The organism is Streptococcus anginosus subsp. whileyi MAS624 (assembly GCF_000478925.1).
Classification (GTDB): domain Bacteria; phylum Bacillota; class Bacilli; order Lactobacillales; family Streptococcaceae; genus Streptococcus; species Streptococcus whileyi.
Genome location: NZ_AP013072.1, coordinates 2,052,629 through 2,077,538, shown reverse-complemented (window position 1 = coordinate 2,077,538; position 24,910 = coordinate 2,052,629). Strand labels below are relative to the sequence as shown.

Annotated in this window: 21 protein-coding genes and 1 pseudogene; 13 read left to right on the top strand and 9 right to left on the bottom strand. The window is 40.3% G+C overall.

Features of this window, described 5'->3' with window-relative positions:
• Positions 1 to 139: 139 nt before the first annotated feature.
• Together ANG_RS10300 and ANG_RS10295 are read right to left on the bottom strand one after the other, a co-directional pair.
• Positions 140 to 439 (bottom strand): YbaB/EbfC family nucleoid-associated protein, encoded by a 300-nt coding sequence (locus ANG_RS10300; protein ID WP_003034702.1) that lies wholly within the window; start codon positions 437 to 439, stop codon positions 140 to 142.
• A gap of 36 nt (positions 440 to 475) precedes the next feature.
• Positions 476 to 2,755 (bottom strand): Xaa-Pro dipeptidyl-peptidase, encoded by a 2,280-nt coding sequence (locus ANG_RS10295; protein ID WP_003034683.1) that lies wholly within the window; start codon positions 2,753 to 2,755, stop codon positions 476 to 478.
• Positions 2,756 to 2,864: 109 nt separating this feature from the next.
• Here ANG_RS10295 and gla point away from each other — a divergent pair, with 109 nt between their 5' ends.
• Both gla and ANG_RS11135 read left to right on the top strand, forming a co-directional pair.
• The gene (gene gla / locus ANG_RS10290; RefSeq protein WP_003034676.1) at positions 2,865 to 3,716 is read left to right on the top strand and encodes an aquaglyceroporin Gla; all 852 of its coding nucleotides are present in this window, start codon (positions 2,865 to 2,867) and stop codon (positions 3,714 to 3,716) included.
• Between the two features lie 216 nt (positions 3,717 to 3,932).
• Positions 3,933 to 4,085, top strand: coding sequence for a hypothetical protein (locus tag ANG_RS11135; protein ID WP_155238734.1), 153 nt, complete (start codon positions 3,933 to 3,935; stop codon positions 4,083 to 4,085).
• Here ANG_RS11135 and ANG_RS11055 read toward each other — a convergent pair.
• Positions 4,082 to 5,433, bottom strand: a protein-coding gene (locus ANG_RS11055) for an IS3 family transposase (protein ID WP_148290573.1) whose coding sequence is annotated in 2 segments (ribosomal slippage) — positions 4,082 to 4,971 and positions 4,971 to 5,433 — 1,353 coding nt in all. Because the reading frame shifts where the segments join, the coding sequence is not laid out codon by codon here. The two genes, ANG_RS11135 and ANG_RS11055, sit on opposite strands and share 4 nt — an antisense overlap.
• Before the next feature lie 60 nt (positions 5,434 to 5,493).
• Between ANG_RS11055 and ANG_RS10275 the strand changes: the two genes are divergently transcribed.
• The 7 genes from ANG_RS10275 (at position 5,494) to fni (ending at position 12,370) form a co-directional block, all read left to right on the top strand.
• A complete protein-coding gene (locus ANG_RS10275) occupies positions 5,494 to 6,642 on the top strand; it encodes a DUF308 domain-containing protein (RefSeq protein WP_231847277.1) in 1,149 nt (382 codons plus the stop codon).
• Positions 6,643 to 6,723: 81 nt separating this feature from the next.
• On the top strand, positions 6,724 to 7,464 hold the full coding sequence (locus tag ANG_RS10270; RefSeq protein ID WP_003034110.1) for a CppA N-terminal domain-containing protein: 741 nt from the start codon (positions 6,724 to 6,726) through the stop codon (positions 7,462 to 7,464).
• A complete protein-coding gene (locus tag ANG_RS10265) occupies positions 7,461 to 8,396 on the top strand; it encodes a serine hydrolase domain-containing protein (protein WP_003034075.1) in 936 nt (311 codons plus the stop codon). The genes ANG_RS10270 and ANG_RS10265 overlap by 4 nt, the downstream gene beginning before the upstream one ends.
• Positions 8,397 to 8,561: 165 nt before the next feature.
• The gene (gene mvk, locus ANG_RS10260; RefSeq protein ID WP_003034101.1) at positions 8,562 to 9,440 is read left to right on the top strand and encodes a mevalonate kinase; all 879 of its coding nucleotides are present in this window, start codon (positions 8,562 to 8,564) and stop codon (positions 9,438 to 9,440) included.
• On the top strand, positions 9,422 to 10,366 hold the full coding sequence (mvaD, locus tag ANG_RS10255; RefSeq protein WP_003034071.1) for a diphosphomevalonate decarboxylase: 945 nt from the start codon (positions 9,422 to 9,424) through the stop codon (positions 10,364 to 10,366). Before mvk ends, mvaD begins: the two co-directional genes overlap by 19 nt.
• On the top strand, positions 10,359 to 11,357 hold the full coding sequence (locus ANG_RS10250; protein WP_020999437.1) for a phosphomevalonate kinase: 999 nt from the start codon (positions 10,359 to 10,361) through the stop codon (positions 11,355 to 11,357). The genes mvaD and ANG_RS10250 overlap by 8 nt, the downstream gene beginning before the upstream one ends.
• On the top strand, positions 11,354 to 12,370 hold the full coding sequence (gene fni / locus ANG_RS10245; protein ID WP_003034094.1) for a type 2 isopentenyl-diphosphate Delta-isomerase: 1,017 nt from the start codon (positions 11,354 to 11,356) through the stop codon (positions 12,368 to 12,370). The genes ANG_RS10250 and fni overlap by 4 nt, the downstream gene beginning before the upstream one ends.
• A gap of 28 nt (positions 12,371 to 12,398) precedes the next feature.
• Here the strand turns inward: fni and ANG_RS10240 are convergent, their stop codons facing one another.
• From ANG_RS10240 to pflB, 5 genes are all read right to left on the bottom strand, one after another.
• Positions 12,399 to 13,679 (bottom strand): hydroxymethylglutaryl-CoA reductase, degradative, encoded by a 1,281-nt coding sequence (locus ANG_RS10240; protein WP_020999438.1) that lies wholly within the window; start codon positions 13,677 to 13,679, stop codon positions 12,399 to 12,401.
• A gap of 1 nt (position 13,680) precedes the next feature.
• A complete protein-coding gene (locus ANG_RS10235) occupies positions 13,681 to 14,853 on the bottom strand; it encodes a hydroxymethylglutaryl-CoA synthase (protein ID WP_003034078.1) in 1,173 nt (390 codons plus the stop codon).
• 133 nt (positions 14,854 to 14,986) lie between these two features.
• Positions 14,987 to 15,436 (bottom strand): threonine/serine exporter family protein, encoded by a 450-nt coding sequence (locus tag ANG_RS10230; RefSeq protein ID WP_020999439.1) that lies wholly within the window; start codon positions 15,434 to 15,436, stop codon positions 14,987 to 14,989.
• A 3-nt stretch (positions 15,437 to 15,439) separates the two neighbouring features.
• Positions 15,440 to 16,216 carry a threonine/serine exporter family protein gene (locus tag ANG_RS10225; RefSeq protein ID WP_003034068.1) on the bottom strand — a complete coding sequence of 259 codons (777 nt, stop codon included), beginning with the start codon at positions 16,214 to 16,216 and terminating at the stop codon, positions 15,440 to 15,442.
• Positions 16,217 to 16,316: 100 nt separating this feature from the next.
• Positions 16,317 to 18,632, bottom strand: a complete 2,316-nt coding sequence (gene pflB, locus ANG_RS10220) for a formate C-acetyltransferase (protein ID WP_020999440.1) — start codon at positions 18,630 to 18,632, stop codon at positions 16,317 to 16,319.
• 248 nt (positions 18,633 to 18,880) lie between these two features.
• Between pflB and dinB the strand changes: the two genes are divergently transcribed.
• Positions 18,881 to 19,948, top strand: a complete 1,068-nt coding sequence (gene dinB, locus ANG_RS10215; RefSeq protein WP_003034065.1) for a DNA polymerase IV — start codon at positions 18,881 to 18,883, stop codon at positions 19,946 to 19,948.
• 265 nt (positions 19,949 to 20,213) lie between these two features.
• On the opposite strand, the pseudogene ANG_RS10210 reads toward dinB, so the two are convergent.
• Positions 20,214 to 21,415, bottom strand: a pseudogene (locus ANG_RS10210) (IS110 family RNA-guided transposase).
• Between the two features lie 331 nt (positions 21,416 to 21,746).
• Here ANG_RS10210 and ANG_RS10205 point away from each other — a divergent pair.
• The 3 genes from ANG_RS10205 (at position 21,747) to radA (ending at position 24,693) form a co-directional block, all read left to right on the top strand.
• On the top strand, positions 21,747 to 22,778 hold the full coding sequence (locus ANG_RS10205) for a S66 family peptidase (RefSeq protein ID WP_003033485.1): 1,032 nt from the start codon (positions 21,747 to 21,749) through the stop codon (positions 22,776 to 22,778).
• 93 nt (positions 22,779 to 22,871) lie between these two features.
• Positions 22,872 to 23,315 (top strand): dUTP diphosphatase, encoded by a 444-nt coding sequence (locus ANG_RS10200; protein WP_003033465.1) that lies wholly within the window; start codon positions 22,872 to 22,874, stop codon positions 23,313 to 23,315.
• Complete coding sequence (gene radA, locus ANG_RS10195) at positions 23,275 to 24,693, top strand: DNA repair protein RadA (protein ID WP_148290565.1); 1,419 nt, start codon at positions 23,275 to 23,277, stop codon at positions 24,691 to 24,693. Before ANG_RS10200 ends, radA begins: the two co-directional genes overlap by 41 nt.
• The last annotated feature ends 217 nt before the right edge of the window (positions 24,694 to 24,910 follow it).

The window sequence follows — 24,910 nt, the reverse complement described above, 5'->3', positions numbered from 1 at the left end:
TATTCTATTTACGCTGATAGGAGATTTACCACCAATAAAATGGTAAGATATTAAGAAAAAGAACAGCCATTAAGTGAGTATTTAGCGGCTGTTCTTTTATAGTTTGATAAAATTAGTTTTGAATAGATTATTCTAATGCCTAAAACGGCATTTTCCCTGCGAATGCACCTAATTTTTTCTTTGTTGCATTATCAATCTCATCAAGAGCTGCATTGATGGCTTGGGTTGTCATATCAGATAAAGTTTCTAAATCTTCTGGATCTACAACGGCTTCTTGAAAGTCAATTTTGACGATTTTTTTATCACCTGTAAGGGTTGCGACTACGAGATCTTGGGCAGATTTGCCAATAAATTCTGTCGCAGCTAGTTCTGCCTGTCCTTTTTCCATTTGTTTTTGTAGCTTTTGTGCTTGTTTCATCATTGATTGCATGTTCATCATTATTTGGGTTCTCCTTAATATTCAATAGTTATGATTTTATTTTAACACATCTGGTATATCTAGGCTAGATTTTTCTAAATCAATTGTTAAGTGATAGTCGGTATTATCACGGACAGTGTGTTCAAAGTCAGTAGTATAAAGGACAAGACGGAGTGTATCACCTGCTGCTATTTTATAGATAGTGGGTTGAAGTTCAAAAGAAATTTCCATCCATTGATCTGGTGTGACTTCTTCGACTGTTAGCAAATCAGTGCGATTTTGAAGATTTAGGAAACCTTTGGTGATGACGCGATGTGGTGTTTCTTTGAAGGGTAATTCCATCAAATGTTCCAACATATAAAAGCGACCGTTATCCATAGCTTTTGGTGCAAGTACACTAGGTAGTGGAAGGAGCCGTTTGGCGTGTCCAATATCCAGCAATTGTGCAGAAATCAAGCCTTTATCAGTACTGGATTTAAGGCGAAGGTTAAGTTTAACAGGACCATTTAAGAATAAATCTTTTTCCAGTGTCACATTCACTGTCACTTGATTGAGTTTTCCGTCAAAAAGTTCATTTTTGAAAGTCTGATAAGTTTTGCTAAAACGGTTGTAGTCTTCTTGAGCATATTGGTTTGGGATAATTTGTGTGCCTTTACCTAGGTTGAAATGAGTGTCGTATTTCTGATCGCCAAATGTTTCTAAAGACAGCCAACTTTGAGCCTGACGATTGTCTTGCCAAATCACAGTTGGTAATTCAAAGCGTGAATCGTAATTCAGTAGTTTCTTGCTAAGAAGTGCATTCATAGCTTCACGAAAATCAATGGATTGCCAATTGTTCATGTAAACGTGAGCACCGTTATGGAAAAATAGATGTTTTTTGAGATGTTTTGGTAGTGCGTGGAACATATTGTAAACATTCAGCGGTTTGACATTCCAGTCTTGCGATCCGTGCGTAAAGACAACCTCAGCTTTGACTTTGTGGGCATGGATAAGGTAATTGCGATCATGCCAAAATTGATTATAGTCGCCTGTTTTACGATCTAGATTTTCTTTTAATTCCGCCAGATGAGCTTGATATGCAGTATTATGACGAAGATTTTCACCAGCTAAGAGGTTGCGTGAGTAAGTTAATTCAGTCAAAGAGTCAAAATCTTCACCAGGATAGCCGCCGGGGCTTGTCACTAAGCCATTTTCACGATAGTAATTGTGCCAAGAAGAAATTCCAGCTTCAGCAATAATGACCTCAAGACCATCTACGCCAGTTGTAGCTAGCCCATTTGACAAGGTTCCGAGGTAAGAAATTCCTGTTGTAGCAACCTTTCCATTGGACCAAGTGGCTTTGATTTCTCGTTGTCTGGTATGGTCTGTGAACGCACGGCAACGACCGTTGAGCCAATCAATAACGTTTTTATAGGCTTCAATTTGATAATAATCTCCGCTGGTCATGAGGCCTTCAGAGTCCTTGGTTCCCACACCCGATACATATAGATTAGCAAAACCGCGTGGAAGCAAATAATCATTGAGCGTGTAAGTACCGATATGACCGAGTGTTTCTTCTGCTTGCTCCGCTAATACAGCTTCCTTTTTCGTTTCAATCAAGTGAATTTCTGGGTCACGAACAGTGATTTTTCCAGCTTCTTTTTTAGCCAAATCCACATTCATGTTATAGAGCGCTTTGTCGCTGGCTTTGTCGTTGGTTCCTTGGTGATAAGGGCTAGCAGTCATGACAGCAGGAATTTGTCCATCAAAATGAGGACGAATGATGCTGACCTTAATCAAATCAGGCAGCCCATCTTCGTCGGTATCCACGCGCGATTCCACATAGACCACTTCGCGGATAGCATTATGGCTAGTAAAGGTCGCAAGACTTTTACCATTGAAATAGTGGTAGGTATTGTCTTCAGGGATCAAGCCGTCGCTCACTAGTTTATCAATCAAGAGATTGCCGTTTTTGGTGCGTGTGTTGAGCAATTGATAGAGATTTTCGAGTAGATTTCCATAGGTAATGGGAAAGTTTATGTCCTTGTGGAATGTTTCTACATCATCAAAGTCAACAAAGGGCACAAATTCCAGTAATTGAAAAGCAATCGTATAAAAAATCTCTGCTGTCAATTCTTGCTTGGACGTAAAAAAGCTGAGTAAGTCTGTATTTGAATTGGCAACCAAAGATTTTAAGGCATAGTCTGTATTTTTATAATTAAAAAAAGTTTTACGTACAAAAGTCTCTAAATTTTCTTTATCAGAATACTCTTGGCGGAAAGAAAATCCAATGCTTTCCATTTCAGCTAGGATTTTTTCGTTTGTTTCTGGTGTATAACTATACTGATTATAGCGCATATTTTTACTCCTTTTTTACATTTTGTCAAAAAATAACCTTTACATTATCCATTGTAACTGATAAAATAGGATTTGTCTAAAATTTTTTTAATTAAAGAGGAGAACAAGAATGGACGTCACATGGATTGTGAAATATATTACAGAATTTCTTGGAACGGCAATTCTCATTATCTTGGGGAACGGAGCTGTTGCCAATGTTGAGTTAAAGGGTACGAAAGGTCATCAAAGTGGCTGGTTAGTCATTGCAGTTGGTTACGGTATGGGGGTTATGATTCCTGCTCTTATGTTTGGAAATGTATCAGGAAACCATATCAATCCTGCATTCACACTAGGACTTGCGATTAGCGGATACTTCCCTTGGGCACAAGTTGCGCCTTACATTATTGCACAGTTATTAGGAGCAATGTTTGGTCAAGCACTAGTCGTAGCAAGTCACCGCCCTTACTATTTGCAAACAACAAATCCTAATGCGATTTTGGGATCATTTTCAACTATTGTAAATACGGATGACGGAAGCAAGAAATCACATGCTGCTTCTATGATAAATGGTTTTGTCAATGAATTTATTGGTTCATTTATCTTGTTCTTTGCAGCAATGGCCATGACCAAAAACTATTTTGGTGCAGAAGTTGTTAAATATGCTGCTACTCGTGGAGTGGATGCTACTCAAATCCAAGGAAAAGTTGCAATTGGTTCTCACATCAATGCCGGACTTGCTGTTGCCCACTTAGCACTTGGTTTCCTTGTCATGGCATTGGTAACGTCACTTGGTGGTCCTACAGGTCCAGGTTTGAACCCTGCACGTGACTTAGGCCCACGTATTCTTCATTTCCTTCTTCCAAAATCAGTTCTTGGTGAACATAAAGGAGATTCAAAATGGTGGTATGCTTGGGTGCCAGTCGTATCTCCAATTCTTGCCGGTATTGCTGCAGTAGCACTTTACAAGATGATTTATGGGTAAGTTGTCAAAAAAGAAACGGTTCGTTACGAGCCGTTTTTTGATAACGAAGAGATAAGATTGAGCGAAAAAATGGATAAGTGACTAGACGCTTGCCAAGATAAAATGCTATACTAAAGAGTAAGGATAACAACAGTAATGGGAGTGAGACAGCAAAACTGATTTTTTGCAAAGTAGCAATTTTTCTCTCATTCCTACCTTTTATTTGGGAGAGATGAAATGGAATTAGATAGATTAAGTGGGAGACGGACTATATTGTTCGGTATTTTGGCGATTCTTTTTGGCTTTATTATTATTGCAAACGGTGTTGGTTTTACAAAATTTGCCCTAGATTTATGTACTGCCCCCAAAAAGTTAGACAAAAAATATTAGTGAAAGGATTTAGTTCTGTACTGCACAGGACTAAGTCCTTTTAGTTTAGTTTTGCTCCGTTTATTGTTGTAATAAACAATATAAGTTGCAATAGCTTTCTCCAGCTCCTCAAGCGATTGATAACTCTTCTCATAACCGTAGAACATCTCCGATTTGAGGATGCCAAAGAAGGACTCCATCATCCCATTGTCTGGACTATTGCCCTTGCGAGACATAGATGGGACAATTCCTTTCGCTTCTAAGAATTGATGATAAGACTGGTGCTGATACTGCCAGCCTTGGTCACTGTGGAGAATGGTTCCCTTGTAGGTTTCAGCAGGAAAAGCCTTGGCTAACATTGTTCTGACCTGGTTCAAGTCAGGTGAACGTGACAAGGTAAAGGCAATGATTTCACTATTATACCCATCTAAAATAGGAGACAGGTAGAGCTTTCCATTGACGTTTGGTAAGGCAAATTCGGTTACATCTGTATAGCACTTCTCATAAGGCTTAGAAGCTTGAAATTGACGCTGAATGAGATTCTCAGCTTTCTTACCAATCTCCCCCTTGTAAGAAGAATACTTCCGTTGACGACGAATTCGAGCTTGTAGTCCCATCACTTGCATCAATCGCTGAACTTTCTTATGATTAACGTGAAAGCCACGATTTTTCAGTTCAAGATGAATCCGACGATAACCATAGTTTCCCTTGTGCTCATCATAAATCAATTGAATTTCAGCTTTTAACTCTTGATTCTTGTCTGGTTTGTCCAGCTGTTTTAGCTGGTAATAGTAAGTTGCACGAGAGAGTTTAGCTATGGCTAGTAGGAAACTTAATCGGAATCCTCCCTTGACCATCTCTCTAATTGTCTCTGCTTTTCGTGCTGTAAGGTTTTGTCCCTTAAGCGTAACTCCCTCAACTTTTTTAGATAGGCATTCTCCGTTCTAAGACGCTCGTTCTCTTCTTGAAGTCGCTCTAGTTCCGTCATTTCTTCCCAAGTTTTCTTTTTCTTACGTCCCATCTTTGGTGGTCTCCCTCTTTGTTTCTCAACAATAGTATAGCCGTTTTTCTTATATTGTGCCAGCCAATTTGGGAGAGTCCCCCTGTTAGGAAGGGCAAAATCGAGAGAGACTGACAATTGAGAACGCCCTTCAAGAAGAACTTGATGAAGGATTTTTTGCTTTAGTTCAGGAGAATAATAAGTCTTCTTACCTCTCTTGACAATGCCTACTCCATGCCTATCAATCAGCCGAATCAGATATTCGATCCCTGACTGATTGAAGTTAAACTGTTTTGATAATGACTTGAGAGTTGCGCCGCTTTTTCGCAAGTAATAGATTTGAACCTTGTCTTCATAACTTAATTTCATAAAAATAACACCCTAAAAGTTAGAGTTTTCTTGTCTAACTTTTGAGGTGCAGTTCATTTATTGGTCATTTACTTTTTATTTGTCGGAGTTATCAATCTTTTTTTCCGTTTCTTAGTGAAGAAAAATCGTATCAGTTTTGGTTCTGCCCTCCTCCATGTTTTGGTAGGGCTGGTTGTTGGCTTTCTTAACCGTGCCAGCAATCTGCCAGTCAATATTGTCATTATTATATTAGGCTGTTATCAGTTGTGTACGGCGGCAGTCTATGGCATTACTTATCTTCTTTACCGTCAAAATAAGCTAAAAGGCGGTTTCCGTTATCTTTTTGATACCTTGCTTTATGGTGGGATTGGACTGACAACTGTCTTTTCTCCTAGCACGGATGGTAGGATGCAATTTTTGATTGTTGGTATTTATCTGATATTACTAGGCTTTTCTAACGTTCGAGACGGTCTTATGTTCAACACCGATGTGGAACAAAAGCAGCTTCGGCGCCGTATTCGAATCAACCTGCCTGTCATTATCGCTGCCTTTTTCCCAGCAGAGCAACTGAATCGTTTTAATCGTTTTTTGCAGGGCGAAAAACGAGAACACCAAAAGGTTTACAGCCGTATTCGAGATGAACAAAAGCTAGTTGACTTAGAGGTGCTAATCCATACGTCAGACCAGAATCTTTTTGGGATGATTGGACACGTTGATATTTGCTATAAAGGAAAAGTTATTTCCTATGGTAGTTATGATGTTTTTTCAGAGCGCTTGTTTGGCACGATCGGAGACGGTGTTTTGTTTAAAGTGGATAAAGACGCTTATATTGATTTGTGCAAAGAAGAAAGCAAAAAAACCTTGTTTGGTTATGGGTTATCTTTGACAGATGAGCAAAAGCTAGCTGTGGAGAAACGGTTGGCTGAGATTGATGAGTTGTTGGAAGTGTGGGATCCACCGGCGAATTTGAAAGATGGTAAGCGCACGTATGCTTATAAATTGAAGCATGAGTTGAATGCTCGTTTATATAAGTTTAAAACAAGTCGTTTTAAGACTTGTTTTATCCTGTCTACCAATTGTTGTCTGCTAGCCGATAGCATTATCGGACAGGCTGGAACAGCCATTTTAGATATGCGTGGGATTATTGCGCCGGGAACTTATCAATCTTATCTGCAATATGAATTTGAGTCAGCAAATGATTTGGTAGTGGCACAAAATATTTATCAGTAATAGCACAATTTTTTCTATTTTTACATAAATATTTGTAAAATACACAAAAATTATTTAAAATAGAAAGGCTTGGAGGAATTTATGTGTTCAACAAATAAAATTGTAAATACGATACCAGTATTAAAAATCAATAATCGAAAAAACAATCTCGCATTTTATTGTCAAACTTTAGGAATGAAAAATTTGCTAGAGGAAGGAGCTTTTGTCAGCCTTGGAGATCAGACAAAAGTTGAAAAATTGCAGCTAGAGGAGTCGCCCAGTATGCGCACTCGCAAAGTTGTTGGGACTAAGAAATTAGCGAAAATTGTTATTAAAGTAGCCGATTCACGAGAAATTGAAGCACTTTTAGCGCGTGGCAGCAAAGTTGATTATCTTTACCAAGGTGATAATGGCTATGCTTTTGAAGCAACTTCGCCGGAAGGAGATAGATTTTTGCTGCATAGCGAGAAAGACTGGACAGCCTTACAGAGAGTGATGATAGCACCAGCATTTGCGCCATTAGAGGATTTTGTTGGGCTCAGTCAATTTACCATAGAGCAGATTCACATCAATGTTCCAGATGAGGAAAAAGCAGTCACTTTTTATCAGGAATGGTTAGAAAATCAGTCTGTTCTAACATTCTCACCAGCAAGCGGACCAGATTTGCTGACGGAGAGTACTCAAACTTGGGATTTGGCAATGATTAAATTTACAGTTGAGCAATTTAATGTGGAAGCGTTGCGCAATTTATTTCAAGGAAGAGAAAATTTTATACCTAAATCGGGCAAATTTTTCCTGACCAAAGATGAGAGCCAAATTGAAGTTTGGATTGAAGCAGTATGAGTTCAAGCAAGATTCTCTCAAAAGTCGAAGAACAGATAGCACAGCAAATCTATCCTGGAGCTAGCTTAGCTTTGTATACTCGTGGAGAGTGGAAAGAATATTATCTTGGTGAGAGCAATCCTGAGCGAGGTGAGAAGACTCAAGCAGGACTGGTCTATGACTTAGCGAGCGTCAGTAAGGTTGTGGGTGTCGGAACGATTTTGGCTGTTCTATTCCATGAGGAAAAACTAGATTTAGATGCACCGCTAACACAATATTATCCCGCTTTTCATGACAATTCTGTCACGGTAGGTCAGTTGGCTACTCACACATCAGGGCTAGATCCCTTTATCCCCAATCGAGATGCACTCAATGCGGTCGAATTGAAAGAGGCGCTAAATCATTTGAAATTGCTTGATAACAAGCATTTTCGTTATACTGATGTAAATTTTTTGTTGCTAGGTTTTATGGTAGAAGAAATTTTTCATTCTTCTTTGAGTGACATTTTTGAGCGGAAAATTTTTCAGCCTTGGGGTATGAAAGAAACAGCGTTTGGTCCTGTCGCACAAGCGGTGCCAACGGTTCGCGGTGTGAAAGCAGGGATTGTACATGACCCCAAAGCGCGTGTGTTGGGCAGACATGCTGGTAGTGCAGGCTTGTTTTCTACAGTTCGGGATTTGGAGCTCTTTTTGGAGCATTATTTACAGGATGACTTTGTAGCAACTTTGACAAAAAATTTCTCAAAGGAGATTGGAAAAACACGCAGTCTTGCTTGGGATTTAGACAAAGAGTGGTTGCAGCACACAGGCTATACTGGAACGTTTATTATGTTTAATCGTTTACAGCAGAAAGCGGTCATCTTCCTTTCCAACCGAACGTATGAGAAAGACGAACGTGCGCAGTGGATTTTAGACCGCAATGAGCTCATGGATTTGATTAAACAAAATCTGTAAAATGAAGACAGTTAGGATAAGAGCTGGATTTCCTGCTCTTTTTCGCTGTTTTAAAAGTTGAAATAAATTAGTTTGGAATATAAAAGGAATTGACTACTAACAATCGCTTTTTTCTATGAATTATATTAAAATAATAGATGAAGTATTGTGATGTAGAGAGAGAATATGACAAAAAAAGTAGGTGTCGGTCGGGCACATAGTAAGATTATTTTGATAGGGGAGCATGCCGTTGTCTATGGCTATCCTGCTTTGGCTCTACCTTTAACTAATATTGAAGTGACTTGTCGCATTTTGCCGTCAGATCATGTGTGGATTTTGTATGAGGAAGATACCCTTTCTATGGCGGTTTTTGCTTCTTTGGAATTTCTAGGGGTGCAAGAGGCTTATATTCGCTGTGAGATTGAGTCCATGGTGCCTGAAAAGCGCGGAATGGGTTCTTCTGCGACAGTGAGTATTGCTGCGATTCGAGCTGTTTTTGATTATTATGAACAGGAGTTGGATAGGGAAACTCTGGAAATTTTAGCCAATCGAGCGGAGATGATTGCCCACATGAATCCGAGTGGTTTAGATACTAAGACTTGCTTGAGCGATCGTGCTATTAAATTCATCAAAAATGTTGGTTTTTCAGAGTTTGAGACGAATCTTGGAGCTTATCTTTTGATTGCAGACACAGGGATTTATGGGCATACACGCGAAGCGATTCAAAAGGTGGAAAGTATTGGAAGAAGGGCTTTGCCACATCTTCATCAGCTTGGAAAATTAACCAATGAAGTTGAAGAAGCTTTGAAAGTAAAAGATTTAGAGAGAATCGGGATAGCCATGTCAGAAGCTCACCTCAGCTTAAAAAATCTAGGCGTGAGTTGCCCTGAAGCTGATCGACTTGTTGCCACAGCGCAAGAAAATGGAGCGCTTGGTGCGAAAATGAGCGGTGGTGGTCTAGGTGGCTGCATTATCGCTCTAGTGGCGAGCAAAGAAAAGGCTGTCAGTTTGGCTGATTTATTGAGGGAGAAAGGAGCGGTAAACACATGGATCGAAAGTCTGTAAAGGTGCGGTCTTATGCCAATATTGCCATTATCAAATATTGGGGTAAGAAATATACTGTCAAGATAATTCCTGCAACGAGCAGTATTTCTTTGACCTTGGAAAATATGTACACAGAAACAACTCTGTCTAGCTTACCAGCGAGTGCCCAGTCAGATGAATTTTACATCAATGGTATTTTGCAAGATCAAACTGAACACAAAAAAATGAGTGAAATTATAGATCGTTTCCGTCCTGCAGGATCTGGGTTTGTGCGAATTGATACAAAAAATAATATGCCGACAGCAGCAGGGTTATCTTCTAGTTCAAGCGGTTTATCTGCCCTCGTTAAGGCATGCAATGAATTTTTTGGACTATACTTGTCCACAAAACAACTGGCACAAAAAGCAAAATTAGCTTCTGGATCGTCTTCGCGGAGCTTTTATGGTCCAATTTCGGCTTGGGACAAAGATAGCGGTGAAATTTATCCAGTAAAGACGGATTTGAAATTAGCCATGATTATGTTGGTCTTATATGATCAGAAAAAGCCTATTTCGAGTCGTGAGGGAATGAAACGCTGTGCAGAAACCTCTACGACATTTAGTGATTGGGTGAGACAGTCCGAAGAAGATTATAAAGCCATGTTGACTTATTTGTCTAACAATGATTTTGCTAAGGTGGGAGAATTAACAGAAAAAAATGCGCTTGCCATGCATGCTACCACTCAGACTGCAAACCCTCCTTTTTCTTATTTGACCGAGAAAAGTTATGAAGCAATGGATTTTGTTAAGCAATTACGAAGTGAGGGAGAGCGCTGCTATTTCACCATGGATGCAGGACCAAATGTAAAAGTTTTGTGTTTAGAAGAAGATTTGGAACACTTAGTACCAATATTTGCTGAAAAATATCATCTCATTGTTTCTAAAACGAAGGAATTACCAGATGACTAAGACAGTAAGAACATGTGGGAAATTATATTTAGCAGGAGAATATTCTGTCTTGACGGCGGGACAAGGCGCGATTCTGAAAAATATTCCGATTTATATGACGGGAAAAATTCATTTTTCTGAACGTTATCAGTTGTTTTCAGATATGTTTGACCATACTGTGGATTTGACACCTGATGATGATTACAGTCTCATTCAAGACACGGTTGCTGTCATGGATGAGTTTTTACAAAGTCAATCTATTTCATTAAACCCTTTTTCTTTAACCATTACTGGAAAAATGGAACGAGATGGGAAAAAAATCGGTTTGGGGTCTAGTGGTAGCGTAGTGGTTGTGACGATAAGGGCGATAGCATCTTTGTTTGATGTGCCATTATCTGCGGATGAAACCTTTAAGTTGGCAGCCTATGTCCTCCTTAAACGGGGAGATAATGGTTCAATGGGGGATGTAGCTTGTATCGCCTATGAGGACTTGATTTATTACCAATCTTTTAATCGAAAAAAAATAGCAGAGCAGATCAATGAGCTTCCTTTAGAAAAGATAGTGACACAAGATTGGGGATACATTATCCGGACAATCCATCCACAGCTTCCATGTGATTTCCTCGTGGGCTGGACGAGAGAACCAGCTATTTCTAGCGTTCTCATCAATCAAGTCAAAGCAAAAATCTCATCAAGCTTTTTAACTCAAACGCAAGAAGAAGTCCTTCGACTGGAGAAAGCGTTGCTTGTTGGTGAGAAAGAAATTGTGAAGCAAAGTCTAGAAAAAGTTAGTTGCCTCCTGCTGCAACTTAGCCCTGCTATTTATAATGAAAAATTGAGAGCTTTAAAAAGGTCTAGTCAAGGATTGGACTGTATGGCAAAGAGCAGCGGCGCTGGCGGTGGTGACTGTGGCATAGCCCTGTCTTTTGATTCCAAAGCCAGTCAAATCTTAGTGGAGCGTTGGCAAGCAGCAGGAATCGAGGTTTTATATAAGGAGAGGTGGGATAGATGAGCCAAAATCGTAAAGATGAACACATAAAGTACGCACTCAAGTACGAGTCGCCTTATAATAGTTTTGATGATATGGAGCTCATTCATTGCTCGCTTCCTAGGTATGATTTGGACGAGATTGATGTAACAACGCATTTTGCAGGTAGAGACTGGGAGTTTCCGTTTTACATTAATGCTATGACAGGTGGAAGCGAGAAGGGGAAAGACATCAATCAACGCTTGGCTCAAGTAGCGGAAGCGTGCGGTATTCTTTTTGTCACAGGCTCTTACAGTGCTGCCTTGAATAACCCAACAGATGACTCATATACTGTCAAGCAAGATAAGCCAAACCTGCTCCTTGCAACGAATATTGGACTGGATAAGCCGTATTCCTCAGGGCAGCAGGCAATCACAGACCTTCATCCTCTTTTTTTGCAAGTGCATGTCAATCTCATGCAAGAATTGCTCATGCCAGAAGGAGAACGCTCTTTTAAAACTTGGCGAGCACATTTGAAAGATTATGCTGAGCAAAGCACAGTCCCGGTAGTGTTGAAAGAGGTTGGCTTTGGTATGGATTTGGCAACGATCGAAACTGCTTATGACCTCGGTATTCGAACGGTTGATCTTTCTGGTCGTGGCGGAACGAGCTTCGCCTATATTGAAAACAGGCGCGGTGGCAATCGAGACTATCTCAATGATTGGGGACAATCTACGCTTCAAGCCTTACTAAATGCTCAGCCGATGATGGATAAAATGGAACTTTTGGTGAGTGGTGGCGTACGGCAGCCGCTTGATATGGTGAAGGCTTTTGTGTTGGGAGCTAAGGCTGTCGGACTTTCACGCACCATGTTAGAATTGATTGAAACGCATTCGGTGGATGAAGTCATCACGATTGTAAACAGTTGGAAAGAAGATTTGCGCTTGATTATGTGTGCACTTGGTTGCCAAAATTTGAGAGAGCTAAGACAAGTGCCTTATCTTTTGTATAGACGTTTGCGAGAAGCACAAGGTCAACTAAATAACGAAATCCGATGAGTTTTTTCACTTATCGGATTCTTTTTTTCTATGATTTTTGACGAATGTTTTCTAAAATTTCTTGTGCTCTTTTGAGACTAAAATGTTTCTCAGAAATGAGCTGAGAAACCAGAGGAGCGATTTCTGTATCCTTAGCTCCTGCTAAAAGAGCTAGAGATTTGGCTTGTAGCTTCATGTGACCGTGCTGAATACCGGTGCTGACCAGCGCTTTTAGAGCTGCAAAATTTTGCGCTAAGCCGATAGACGCAATAATACTGGCTAACTCTTTGGCGGTTGGTTGTTTTAGCAAATCGAAGCTAACTTCCACCGTAGGGTTGAGCCCAATGGAGCCCCCTTTTGTAGCAATGGGAAGAGGAAGAGTAATCTCTCCGCAGAGCGTTTGAGTGGCTTCCTTGATTGACCAAGTAGTTAATCCTTGATAGGAACCATTTCTACTAGCGTAGGCATGCGCGCCTGCTTCAATCGCTCGCCAATCATTTCCTGTTGCTAATACGACAGCATCAATCCCGTTGAAAATGCCTTTGTTGTGGGTACTGGCACGGTAAGGATCTTGTTTGGCAAATTGGCTTGCCAGCACTATTTTCTTAGCAATGTCAAAGGCTTCTGATTTATTTCGACTGAGAAAACGAATATCAATTTCACAGGTGGCAGTGACCAAGGCTTCTGTTGCATAATTTGATAGAATTGCCATCAAGCTTTCACCGCCAGTCAACTCTTCTAATGGTGTTTTCAACGCTTCTAGCATGGTATTGAGGATATTGGCGCCCATAGCTTCTTGGGTGTCAACTGTTAGATAAACGACTAAAAATTCAGCTTCTCCATTTAACCATTCTACACGTAAATCGCATGCGCCGCCACCGCGGTTGACAATCGATGGGTGTGCTTGATTGGCCAATTCTAATAACTCTTGCTTGTGGTTTTGGATATTTTTTATAGCTACTTCAATATTTGCTACTTGATAGAGAGCAACTTGTCCAATCATTTGACGCCTGTGAATAGTCGTTTTGAAGCCCCCAGAGCGTTTAATAATTTTTGCTGCAAAGCTAGCAGCCGCAACGACAGAGGGCTCTTCTGTTACGAAAGGTACCTGATAAACTTCCTCGTCTACCACAACATCAGGAACGAAAGAGTAGGGCAGAGCAAATGTCGCCAGAACATTTTCGCTCATTTGGTCGGCTGTTGAGAGAGGGAGCATGTGATTATGTTCAAGGTTTGTTTGATTATCCTCGTTTAGTAAGTGATAGTCTTTTAAAATTTGCAAACGTTCTTGCAATGATTTTTTGGAAAAACCCGTCCAACTTATCTTCATATTATTTTTCCACCTTGATGTATGTACGTTGGTGTTCTACGATTTTTGCTAAGGCAAAGTCTTGATTTTCATAGCCTGTGAAGTTAGCAGAGCCATTTTCATCTAGTTTTGCTTCTTCAAAAAATACCTTCTCATAATCTAGAATGCTCAGAGGCGTGCGGCTGTCAAGTTTTTCCATACGATTGGTTTCAAGCTGTTGCTCAAAGCCTGCTACGAGCTGCCCACTAAAGATTTCTGATACAGCTCCGCTTCCGTAGCTAAAGAGCGCAATGCGGTCACCTGCTTTGAGTGTCGTACTATTTTCAAGCAGGGAAAGGAGACCCAAAAAGAGGGAACCAGTATAAATGTTACCTACTTTTTGGCTGTAAAGAATGGATTGATCGAAATTTACTTGTAGTTGCTCTTGCTGCTCAATTGGCAATGTCTTATCCATGATTTTCCGCATACCTTTTAAAGCTAGCTTTGGATAAGGTAAGTGAAAACAAACTGCTGCAAAATCTTTCAAAGAGACTTGATTGCGTCTTAGGTACTCTGCCCAAGTTGTTTTTAGACTATCTAAATACTGTTGCGTAGAATACATGCCATTGACAAACGGCGTTGTCGAATAGTTTGGTCGCCAAAAGTCCATGATGTCTCGTGTTTGAGCGACATTGTCCTCATTGAAGGCTAGAATTCGTGGATGACTAGTGATGAGCATAGCTATCGAACCAGCGCCTTGTGTTGGCTCGCCCGGTGTTCCAATCCCGTATTTGGCAATGTCACTAGCGATGACCAAGACCTTTGAGTCTGGATGTTTTTCAACGTGTAGTTTTGCATAATCCAGTGCGGCAGTAGCACTATAGCATGCTTCTTTCATTTCAAAACTACGCGCAAATGGCTGAATTCCAAGCAAACCATGAATAAAAACAGCAGAAGCCTTGCTTTGGTCAATTCCAGATTCACTGGCCACAATCACCATGTCAATAGCCTGTTTATCTTCTTCGGTTAAAATAGATACTGCTGCACTCGCTCCCATGGTTACAATATCTTCTGTGACTGGAGCAACACTGATTTCTTTTAGTAAAAGTCCCTTGCTTAGTTTTTCCGGGTCAATGTTACGCGCTTCTGCCAAATTTTCTAATTTTAATACGTAATTGGCTGTCGCAAAGCCAATTTTATCAATTCCAATGTTCATCATTACCTCTATATATTTTTCGGTTTGATACCAAACTTATTCTATTCCATTTTATCATAATTAAGGTAGAAACTGAGAAAAAAGCCCTCTTACGAAAAGAAAGACTTGGGACATTTTCAGGAGTTATGTCGAATTATGAGGAGCGATGCTTTTGCAGATAATGGTAGAGTCTGAGCACCACCGTGCCACTTGCCATTCCAATTGAAATGACCAAGGCTAAAATCACTACCAAGGTAGCATTAACCATAGCATGACTATAATCTCCAGTGACAAAAAAGGCCGTTGTACGATAAGAAAGATAGCCCGGAACCAATGGAGCTAAAATGGCTAAGATAAAGACGACAGCAGGGGTTTTATAAAGAATGCTCAAAACTTGACTAATGCAAGACCCGATAATGGCTGCAATGAATGTAGCAATGATGACATTTGTCGGACCTTTTAGCACATAATACAAAAGCCAGATAAACATTCCAAGAACTCCTCCTGGAATGAGCATGCTTTTTTGAACATTTAAAACGATTAAGAACATTACAATTGCAAGAAAACTTGCTGCAGCTTGTAATAAGACAGTCAATGGATTCACCTTTTATTTCATTAAGACGAGAGCTACGGAAGTGCCAGCTCCGAGTGCCAGAGTAATTAACAGTGTTTCAAAAATTTTGCTCATACCAGAATTGAGATGATTGGTCATCAAATCACGTACGGCATTGGTCAGAGCAATACCGGGAACAAAAGGCATGACAGCACCAGCGATGATTAAGTCCGCACTGGAAGGAAAACTAGAATAGCGTGCCCAGATCTGTGCCAGCAGACCAAAAATAAAAGCTCCTGCAAAAGCTGTGACAAAAGGAATGCGCACGTATTTATTGACCGAAAGAGAAAAGGCAAAGCCAAAGAAGGTCGCAAGAGCAGCTCCGAGTGCATCATAGAGATTGCCACCAAACATGATAGAGAAAAAAGGAGCACTAATAGCAGCAGCAAGTGTCAGTTGCCTGTTTGTGTAAGGTGTTTTTTTCTTTTTTAGCTGAGTTAATTTCTCAAAAGCATCTTCAAGACTGATGTCCCCACTAACCAGTTCACGCGATACTTGGTTGACATCACATACTTTTTCAATATTATAATTTGAGTGAGTAATCCGTTTCATACGCGAAATATTGGTGTTTTCAATTGAAAAGAAAATGGCAACTGGCATTGCGAGTGCATTACAATCCATAATTCCTTGAGAATGAGCAATCCGAATCATGGTATCTTCAACCCGATAAATTTCAGAACCACTTTGAAGCAGAAGCGTACCTGCTAACATCAGGACATCAACAGTTAGATTAAATTTGCCTTCCCTTTCTACATCTCTTTTCTCCACCATTTTTACACCCTTTTCTTTTAACTAACAATATCTCTATTATAGCATAAAAAAGAAGAAAACCAGCTGGAATTTCCAACTGGTTTTTGAGAATAGAATTGAATTAGCTAAGGGCGTCATCCATTGAAAGCACTTCGTGGAAGACACGTTGAGTCAATTCAGTTTTTTGTTCTTTAGTAAGGTATTTGGTATTGACACAGTAACCTGAGATACGAACGATAACATCTTCACCATTCATAATCTTATCATAGACATCTTTAAGATCCATAACGTTCAAGTTGACGTGTTGTCCTCCATTTTCAAAGTAACCGTCAAGAATTGTGACCAAGTTATCCACTTGTTCTTCACGAGTCTTACCAAGAGCACGAGGTGAAACTTGTGTAGTGAGAGAGATACCATCTGCTGCATAGCCAAAGTCAAGGCTGGCTAGTGAGTTGAGGTTTTGCAACCAACCACCACGAGCTTTGTTAGATGGGTTCGCACCTGGTGAGAAAAATTCCAATTTAGATAAGTTCACTGAACCATCTTCGTTGAGGTATACCCCTTTGTGGACCGGTGAGTTACCAGTTTGTTTAGAGTAAGCAACGTTTGAAGTGATCGTCAAGAGTGATACAGTTGCCTCAGCGTTCTTGTAAAGTCTGTGGCTACGAAGACGAGTTGTGTAGGCTTCAATCAACCATTCGGCCAATTCGTTTGAGCGAGGATCGTCTTCACCCCAACGTGGGTATTCGCCAGTAGTTTCGTAGTCGTAGATATAACCATTTTCGTCACGGATTGGTTTGACTGTCGCATACTTAATAGCAGCTAATGTATCAACAGTATTGGCAAATCCACAGATACCAAATCCCATGTTAGCACGTTGATGTGTAGGCAAAAAGGCCATTTGAACAGCTTCGTAGTTGTACTTGTCTGTCATGTAGTGAATGATGTTCAAAGCATCTACATAAGTGTCTGTCAACCAATCAAGTGATTTTTCAAAGTTTGCCTTAACAGATTCAAATTCAAGTACTTCGTCGCGGATAGGGTCAATATCAAATACTTTGTAGTCTTTGTGAACATCGTCGTAACCACCGTTCAAACCAGTCAAGAGAGCTTTAAGGACGTTTACACGAGCACCGAAGTATTGGATGTTGTGGCGTTGTTCTTCATTTTCTGGGTCAAGTGGTGACACACAGCAAGAGATACAGCTCATTTCGCCATAGCCGTCTTTTGCCATTGTCGTTACACCTTCGTATTGGATAGAAGAATGTTTGTGACTCATGTGCATGCAGTAATGACGGAAAGTGTATGGTAATTTATCTGTCCAGAGAACAGTCAAGTTTGGCTCTGGTGAGTTACCGATATTGTCAAGTGTGTTCAAGAAACGGTAATCCATTTTTGTCACACGGTGACGACCATCATTTCCCATACCAGCCATAGAAGTTGTGATGAAAGTTGGGTCACCTGAATACAATTCGTCATAAGCTTTTGTACGAGCAAATTTCACAGTACGAAGTTTCAAGACAAAGTCATCAACAAATTCTTGGATTTCTGATTCTGTGAAAGTACCACGGGCCAAGTCACGATCTGCATAAATGTCAAGAACGATTGGAACACGTCCAAGTGAAGTAGCGGCACCATTTACGACACGGCAGACAGCCATGAAAGCGATATTCACCCATTGAATAGCTTCTTTTACATTCATAGCAGGTCTGCGAACATCAAGACCATAAAGGTCACCTAGACGAACAACTTCTTTCAATGATTGGTATTGAAGGTTGATTTCTTCGCGGAGACGGATTGTTTCTTCGTCAATTTCAGTTAAAGCATTCCAATCTTCAACTTTTTCTGCCATCAAGTAATCTGCACCGTAAAGAGCAAGACGTGCGTAAACACCAATGATACGTCCACGTGAATAAGCATCTGGCAAACCTGTTACAGTGTGTGCGTGACGTGCACGACGGATATTTGTTGTGTAGGCACGGAAAATACCGTCATTTACAGTTGTTACGTATTTTGTGAAGATTTCATGCATCTTAGGATCTGGTTCATAGCCATGTTCCTTCAAAGCAGTTTCCGCCATACGGATACCACCTTTTGGCATGAAATTCAACTTAAATAATTCATCATTTTGGATACCATAAATCAATTCATTATCTTTGTCAATATATCCAGCTGGAATATCAGCGATTGAAGTAGCACGTGTATCCATTGGGAAACGTGTTTCTTCATAATGTGCTTTTGTATCTTCGATAATTTTTTTAATGTGAAGAGAGCGTTCAGTTGGACCAGCTAAGAAACTTTCATCTCCGTCATAAGGAGTGTAGTTTGCTTGTACAAAACGAGATACGCTAGCTTTTTCGCGCCAATCTTCCCCTTTGAAGCCTTCCCAGGCTTTGTCAAAAATATCCTGTGCTTCGACAACAGTTTTAACAACCATGTTTTTTCCTCTTGTATCTTTCTAGCAACACAAATCTGTTACATTTATAAAATAAGTATATCATATAGTAATCGTTTCCACAAATGGAATCTCGTTATAAAAGCACTTTCTTTTATAATACAGATTTAAAAACTAGCGTAAATTGTATTATATTTTTGAAAAAATCAGCATATTTTCAAATATTTTGGAAAAAATGATAAAAATTGTATAATGGAAGAAAGAACAGAGTCAAGAAAGGAGCCGTATTGATGTTAATTTTTCCCTTAATCAATGATACATCTCGGAAAATCATTCACATTGATATGGATGCCTTTTTTGCCTCCGTAGAAGAAAGAGACAACCCAGCACTAAAAGGCAAACCGGTCATCATCGGAGCTGACCCTCGCTTGACAGGCGGACGAGGCGTTGTTTCGACTTGCAATTATGAGGCACGAAAGTTTGGTGTTCACTCAGCTATGAGCTCCAAAGAAGCTTATGAGCGTTGTCCACAGGCGATTTTCATTTCGGGAAATTATGAAAAATATCAGGCAGTCAGCCAGCAAATTCGAGCCATTTTTAAACGATATACAGATGTGATTGAGCCAATCAGTATTGATGAAGCCTATCTGGACGTAACCAAAAATAAGCTGGGTATGAAATCTGCTGTCAAGATAGCCAAGCTAATCCAGCACGAGATATGGACAGAGCTTCATTTGACCGGTTCAGCTGGTGTGTCCTACAATAAATTTTTGGCAAAAATGGCTAGTGACTATGAAAAGCCTCACGGCTTGACAGTTGTTTTGCCAGAAGAAGCAGAATCTTTTCTCTCTCAAATGGATGTGGCAAAGTTTTACGGTGTTGGAAAAAAGACGGTGGAAAAGCTGCATGATATGGGCGTTTATACAGGAGCAGATTTATTAGAAATTCCTGAGATGACCTTGATTGACTTGTTTGGTCGATTTGGATTTGACCTTTATCGCAAAGCAAGAGGAATCAGCAATTCACCAGTAAAAGTCAACCGTATTCGTAAGTCTATCGGCAAGGAAAGAACTTATGGGAAATTGCTCCATAACGAAGACGACATAAAAAAGGAGCTGACCCTTTTATCACAAAAGGTAGCTCGTAGTTTAAAAAAGCATGGAAAATCTGGTAGGACGATTGTTCTGAAGATTCGCTATGCGGATTTTTCAACATTGACAAAAAGGCATAGCTTAGCGACAAGAACGCAAGATGCGGAGCAGATTGAGCGCATTGCACATGAGATTTATGATAGCTTGGACGAGCAGACAAAAGGTGTGCGTCTTTTAGGAGTGACAGTAACAGGATTTGGGATGTAAAAAAGTTTGGGATGGGGAGTTCCAAACTTTTTTGGCTCTATAATTTCTGTAGTGGGTAACACCACTGCAGAGATTATGGAGTTATTTTTCTACCATTTGTCAAGCAATTCAATGTTTTTCAGTCAAAGAATTGATGATTGATTTGATTTTAATAGTTTATCCTAGCCCTTTTTGGCTCTTTTGATTGGAAAAAGAGTACACAAAATCAACATCATACCTAGCGAAATTTTTTGTAAGGTGTTACAATGATAATGCATAGACGGCTTTAATGATTTTGGGTTAAAGTGTAATCGTAAAGTTTGTTATGCGTAATGAGGTAATACATTGTCCTTATGAGGCGATGCATTGAGGCAATCGTATGAGGCTTAGTTGAAGTCGTCTGCGATTGTCTTTTTCGTTTCTCATAAAAGTCCGCAATATGATAGGGCTTGGTATGACTGACCGAAGCAATGTTGTGAATGGTCTTGAAGAGAATTTTTCTGGCATGAGGATTGCCCCGTTTGGTGATGTGTTCTTAAGCCAGAAAGTTTTCAGATTCGTAGTGTCTGAGATCAATTCCAATAAAGGCGTTGATTTGATTGGCAGACTGAAAACGGCGAATATCTCCTAATTCGCCTATGATAGAGGTGGCTGTTGTTTCAGCGATACCAGGGATGGAGAGAACGAATCTCGTATTCTGGTAGAGGTTTGGCCAGCTCTACCATTTTGTCTAAGATAGTCTGTCTGCGTTCGGTCAATCGTTGGAGTTCTCCTGCATAGTAACGAACCTCTTCGATCATTGGAGAGGTTTTCTTGGTAGCACAATAAGACTGTTTGGCTAGTTCAATGAGTTTCCCCACCAGATAAGCGACACGCTTGTCAGAGATGCGTTTGGCTGTAGACTGCCGAATGATGGCAGTCAGTTCCATCTCAGACATCTCCCGGGCGAAAGCTTTACTTGGGAATGCCCTCACCAGCTGCCAGTATTGTTCACCTGTTGGCGCTGATAAAATAGACTCTATTTCTGGGAAGGTCACTTGCAGTACTTTGTGAAGCGGTTCTTAGTACGAACGGTATCCTCTGTCAGATTTTGATAGAAGCGACTCAAATCTCGCAAGTCTTGATAAACCTCCTCTTGAACATGGGTTGGCTTACGATTGAGCACAAATTGAGATTGTACTAGTTTTTCAGCGTCAATCTTATCCGTTTTACGAACTCGCAGGCTATCCAATTGCTTCTTAGCTTCCAGAGGATTGAGCCGTGTATAAGTGTAGCCATTTTCCTCCAGAAAAGCTTGGAGCCGACGCGAATAGACCCCAGTGCCTCAAAGATGATTTCAGGGTGTTGAATGGTTTTTAAATCGCTCAAGAGACGTGCAAATCCAATGGTATCGTTGGGTATGGTGTAGCCATGAACCGTCTCACTGTTGACTAAAATAGCCACCTCTGAACTTGCCTTGCTCACATCAATTCCAAACACAGTCCGCATGATAATTCCCTCTTTGTCTTGAATGATACCTTGTTTTAGTGATGTCGTTTTCAATACACGACGTCAAGCGTCCCACATACTTTGATAACATTCTGATAAAACAGGTGTCTTGCCAGTTTTGTGTACGACGTCTAGCGTCAAAAAGACCCTCGACTTAACAAGACACCTCTACTTTAACATAAAGAAAAAGCAGTTCATACTCTCTCCCGTCGGAGATTTCTTCACTACTAATCTTAGTATGTTTTGTTTTGTGAATATTGGTCATTTAGCATTTTAGTTGATTGTATTTTGTGATATAATGATTCAAATTATCAGTAAGGGAGGAGATTAGATGATAAAGAAAGTAGGAATTGTCAGTTTATCAAGCGGAATCATTGGAGAAAATTTCGTTAGGCATGAGGTTGATCTAGGATTAAAGCGTTTAAAAGACTTGGGACTTGAAGTGACGTTTTTAGAGCATGCACAAAAGGGAATGGATTATCTGAAAGACCATCCTAAATCGAGAGCGCAAGATTTGATTCAAGCTTTTGAAGATCCTTCAATTGATATGATTTTATGTGCTATTGGTGGAGATGATACGTATCGATTGCTACCCTATTTGTTTGAAGATAACCAATTAAAAAAGGTTGTGAATCAGAAAGTATTTTTAGGTTTTTCAGACACTACCATGAATCACTTCATGCTCCATAAGTTGGGAGTGAAGACTTTTTATGGTCAGTCATTTCTTGCTGATGTTTGTGAGTTAGAGGAAGAAATGCTGCCTTATACACTGTCATATTTTAAGGAACTGATTGGAACAGGAACTATCTCAGAAATCAGACCAAGTAATGTCTGGTATGATGAAAGGACAGATTTTAGTGAAAAAGCCTTAGGAACGAAGCGGACTCGTCATGAAAATCAGGGATTTGAATTGCTGAAAGGAAAAGCAACATTTGAAGGGGAAATTTTAGGAGGCTGTTTGGAGTCGCTCTATCAGATATTTGATGAAAGATATGAAGGTGCCATTGAATTGTGTGCACAATATCAGCTCTTTCCTAGTCTTTCAGAGTGGGCAGGAAAAATTCTTTTGTTGGAAACCAGTGAGGAAAAACCAGAACCAATTTTATATCGAAAAATGCTAGAAGCCTTAAAGGCGACAGGGATTTTTTCTGTTTTAAATGGTGTACTTGTTGGAAAACCAATGGATGAAACCTACTATGATGAGTACAAGCAAATCCTGCTGGGTGTCATTGATACGGATATTCCTATTTTGTATAATTTAAATGTTGGACATGCTACCCCGAGAGCAATCATTCCTTTTGGGGTGAAAGCTCAAGTGGATGCCAACGAGCAAGTCATTCGATTTTTGAATGAATTGAAATAACTTAAAAAGTGCAGGTTGAAGAATGACCTGCATTTTGCGTGTTGTTTACGAATTTAGTATAATAGGGGAAGCAAAAGTAGAAAAGAGAAAAATATGCGAATTCGTGGTTTTGAGCTTGTTTCAAGCTTTACAAATGAAAATTTACTGCCAAAGCGTGAGACGGCTCATGCGGCTGGTTATGACTTAAAAGTGGCAGAGCGTACAGTGATTGCGCCAAAAGAGATTAAGTTGGTGCCGACAGGTGTCAAGGCTTATATGCAGGCTGGTGAGGTGCTTTATCTTTATGATCGTTCCTCTAATCCACGTAAAAAAGGATTGGTGTTGATTAACTCTGTGGGCGTTATTGACGGGGATTACTATGGCAATCCGGGAAATGAAGGGCACATTTTTGCGCAAATGCAGAACATTACAGATCAAGAAGTGGTTTTAGAAGAAGAAGATCGTATCGTTCAAGCTGTCTTTTCACCGTTTTTGCTTACTGATAATGATGAAGCAGATGGTGTGCGGACAGGTGGTTTTGGAAGCACGGGGCATTAAGAAAGAGGAATCTATCATAGCCAAGAAAAAAGCGACATTTGTTTGTCAAAATTGTGAATATCATTCCTCCAAGTATCTAGGGCGCTGCCCTAACTGTGGGGCTTGGTCTTCTTTTGTCGAAGAGGTTGAAGTTACAGAGATTAAGAATGCGCGTGTTTCTCTGACAGGGGAAAAAAGTCGACCGATGAAGTTAGCGGAGGTGACTTCTCTCAATGTCAACCGTACCAAGACAGATATGGATGAATTTAACCGCGTCTTGGGCGGTGGCGTGGTGCCAGGAAGTTTAGTTCTAATCGGAGGAGACCCAGGCATTGGGAAATCTACCCTTTTATTGCAGGTTTCTACCCAGCTCTCTCACAAGGGAACGGTATTGTATGTCAGTGGGGAAGAGTCTGCCGAGCAGATTAAGCTACGGGCCGAGCGGCTGGGCGATATTGACAGCGAGTTTTACCTCTATGCTGAGACCAATATGCAGAGTATTCGTGCTGAGATTGAAAAAATTAAACCAGATTTTTTGATTATAGACTCCATTCAGACGATTCTATCGCCAGAAATTTCTAGTGTGCAAGGCTCGGTTTCGCAAGTCCGAGAAGTGACCGCGGAGCTGATGCAGTTGGCGAAAACCAACAATATTGCCATCTTTATTGTCGGTCATATGACGAAAGAGGGCACTCTGGCTGGACCTAGAACCTTGGAACACATGGTGGATACGGTACTTTATTTTGAAGGTGAGCGACAGCATACTTTTCGTATTTTGCGGGCGGTCAAAAACCGCTTCGGCTCTACGAATGAAATCGGCATTTTTGAGATGCAGTCAGGTGGTCTGGTTGAAGTGCTCAATCCTAGCCAGGTTTTCTTAGAGGAGCGTTTAGATGGAGCAACAGGCTCTTCTATCGTGGTGACCATGGAGGGGACGCGTCCAATCCTTGCGGAAGTGCAGGCTTTGGTGACGCCTACTATGTTTGGCACTGCCAAGCGGACAACGACAGGATTGGATTTCAATCGCGCCAGTCTAATTATGGCTGTTTTGGAAAAGCGAGCAGGGCTATTATTGCAAAATCAAGATGCCTACCTCAAGTCAGCAGGCGGTGTCAAATTGGATGAGCCAGCTATTGACTTAGCTGTCGCCGTTGCAATTGCTTCGAGTTATAAAGATTTGCCAACGAATCCACAAGAATGTTTTATTGGTGAAATCGGTCTGACGGGCGAAATCCGCCGTGTTAATCGCATTGAGCAACGTATCAATGAAGCTGCTAAGCTGGGCTTCACAAAAGTTTACGCTCCTAAAAACTCTCTGAATGGATTGAATATTCCCGAAAATATTGAAGTTATAGGTGTGACAACAATTGGAGAAGTGCTGAAGAAGGTGTTTGGGTGATATTCTCTTTGAAATCAGTTGAAAAGTTGTTGTGATATAATGAAATCAGTGAGCAACAGATTTGAAGTTCAGAAAATTTATTAAAATTGCTGATTGTTCTAGAGTCTTTCCATTGATTTCTGAAATGTATAGAACATTTTCTTCTGTTCGGCTAGAACGGTATTATAATCAATAGTTTGTTCTGTATTAAGTTTTCTATAATACAGAATTGTATAAA